The organism is Streptococcus sp. DD11, assembly GCF_001578865.1.
GTDB lineage: Bacteria > Bacillota > Bacilli > Lactobacillales > Streptococcaceae > Streptococcus > Streptococcus panodentis.
Genome location: NZ_KQ969397.1, coordinates 45,565 through 48,211, shown reverse-complemented (window position 1 = coordinate 48,211; position 2,647 = coordinate 45,565). Strand labels below are relative to the sequence as shown.

The following is a 2,647-nucleotide window of genomic DNA, read 5'->3' as shown; positions in this document are numbered from 1 at the left end:
GAAGAAGAAACATTTCATCTTACCTGTTTTGTCAACGGTGCTGTTGGCGCCAGCTTTTCTGGCTAGTCAAGTCTTTGCAGAAGAAAATGCAGCGGAGCCAAGCTCCCCGGCTGTGACTGCTTCTGATACAGGATCTGCCGATACTGCAAGTGCTCCGGCAGCCTCTGAAGCAAGCACAAGCGAAGCTAACAGCGGTACAGAACCTGCCGATAGCGCAAGTGCGCCAGCCGCTGCCGCTGATCCTGTTGCTGCTGCTGCTCCGGCCAGTGCCGCAGATCCTGCTGCTGCACAGACCAACAGCCTGCCAGAGGCCACCATTCTTCATACCAACGATGTGCATGGCCGTATTGTCGAAGAAAAAGGCGTAATCGGCGATGCCAAGCTGGCAACGGTTATCAAGGAAGAGCGGGCCAAAAATCCAAATGTTCTGGTGGTTGATGCCGGCGACGCCTTTCAAGGTCTGCCTATCTCCAACAGCTCCAAGGGAGAAGAGCGGGCCAAGATTCTCAACGAAATCGGCTATGATGCCATGGCGGTCGGCAATCATGAGTTTGACTTTGGTTTGGATGAGGCTAGGAAATACAAGGAAATCCTCAAGTTTCCTCTCCTCAGCTCCAATACCTATGCTAATAATGCCCGGGTTTTCCAAGCTTCCACCATTGTTGACAAAGATCCAGCTGCAGAGGGCGATGAGTTTGTCGTGATTGGGGTGACGACTCCGGAAACAGCGACCAAGACCCATCCTAAGAATATTCCGGGAGTGACCTTTACGGACCCAATCACAGAAGTGAACCGAGTCATCGCCGAAGTTGAAGCCCGGGCAGCGGCAGAAGGGAAGACTTACAATAACTATGTTATTCTGGCCCATTTGGGTGTCGATACGACGACACCGGTCGAATGGCGCGGCTCAACCTTAGCAGAAGCCCTGTCTCACAATGAAGCCCTCAAGGGCAAGCGCGTAACCGTTATTGACGGCCACTCCCATACGGTGCAGTCTACCACCTATGGCGACAATGTGACCTACAATCAGACCGGCAGCTACCTGCACAATATCGGCAAGGTGACTTTCCAAGCCAACCAGCTTCTGGGAAATCCTCAGCAGATCAGTGCGGAAACAGCTAAAGCAGTGACTCCGGACCCCACCGTCGCAGCTATGGTCAGCAAGATTAAGGAAAAATACGATGCCGAAAGTGCAGCAGTCGTCGTAGACAAGAGCCCGGTTGAGCTGAACGGCGACCGGGAAAATGTCCGCGTGCGCGAAACCAATCTGGGCAATGTCGTGGCGGACGCTCTTTACCAATACGGTCAGACCGGCTTTGCCAATAAGACTGATTTGGCTGTCACCAACGGCGGCGGTCTCCGCGAAACCATCGCCAAGGACAAGCCGATTACTAAGGGCAATATCATTGCGGTCCTGCCCTTTGGCAATACCATTTCCCAGATCAAGGTGACTGGCCAGAATATCGCAGATATGTTTACTAAATCACTGGGCTCTACCCTGCAGGAAAAGGACGGACAGCCTGTGCTTGATGAAAACGGCCAGCCCCTCTTGGAAGCCAGCGGCGGCTTTCTGCAGGTATCGGGTGCCAAGGTTTACTATGATACTAATCTGCCGGCCGATCAGCGGGTCCTCTACATTGAGATTCTGAACAAGGAAAGCGGTGTTTACGAGTCGCTGGATCCTGCAAAGACCTATTATCTGTCCACCAATGACTTCCTAGCTGCCGGCGGAGACGGCTACACCATGCTGGGCGGCGCCCGCGAAGAAGGGCCGTCTATGGACGTTGCCTTTGCGGACTATCTGGCGACAGCAGATCTGACAGCCTATGCGGTTATCAATCCTAACTCACGGACCATTTCCCTTTCGTCTGCCAAGGACAGTGACGGCGACGGCTATACGGATATTGCTGAAATCAAGGCAGGCACCAATCCAGCAGACGCGGCTTCCTATCCTGTCATCGCCAAGCCAGGTGACCCAGCTGCTCCTGCAAAACCAGCAGCATCCTTGGCCGATCCTGCCAGTGCAGCTTCAGGACAGACCAAGCCAGTAGCAGTCCATGTGGCCAAGACCTTTACCAAGGACCCCGCAGCCAAAGAACTGCCGCAGACCGGCAGCGAATCAGCAGCAGCCTTGAGTTTGGCTGGTATGGTTTTAGCTTTCTTTGGATTGGCAGGAATCAAGAAGATTCACAAAGATAACTAGTCTGAAGACACCATAAAACGGAAGCGGGCGCTTCCGTTTTATTTCTTTTCAGGTTCTTGGTGGGTGAGATTCAAACCCCAGGGGATAAGATTTTCCTTTTTTTGCTTGATCCGCTGGATATTGTCCCTGTGTCGGACGATGATAATCAGAGCCAGCGTTATAATAATCAAAGTAAAGAAAGGATCATAGCCTGGCAGAAGAAAGCCAAAAGCGGGGAAAATCAAGGCAGATAAAATAGCCAAGGCAGCTGATACCACGCTGGCCAGTGAAATCATGCTGCCCAGATAGAGCGTGCTCACAAAAACAGCGATCAGGTAGACAAAGAAAGCCGGTGAAAAGCCCAGAACAACCCCTGCGCTGGTAGCGACTGCTTTTCCGCCCTTAAAGCCGGCAAAAACAGGAAAGGTGTGGCCGATAACGGCCAGCAGCCCGAAGACCAGCGGC

General features: G+C 52.9%; 2 protein-coding genes. One reads left to right on the top strand and one right to left on the bottom strand.

Features of this window, described 5'->3' with window-relative positions; all coding sequences use genetic code 11:
• Positions 1-2,203, top strand: a 2,203-nt coding sequence (gene nt5e / locus STRDD11_RS11260) for a cell surface ecto-5'-nucleotidase Nt5e (protein ID WP_164828479.1), incomplete at its 5' end; no start/stop codon positions are given.
• 38 nt (positions 2,204-2,241) lie between these two features.
• Here nt5e and STRDD11_RS11255 read toward each other — a convergent pair.
• On the bottom strand, positions 2,242-2,647 hold a 406-nt coding region (locus STRDD11_RS11255; protein WP_206512711.1), incomplete at its 5' end, for a glycerol-3-phosphate acyltransferase.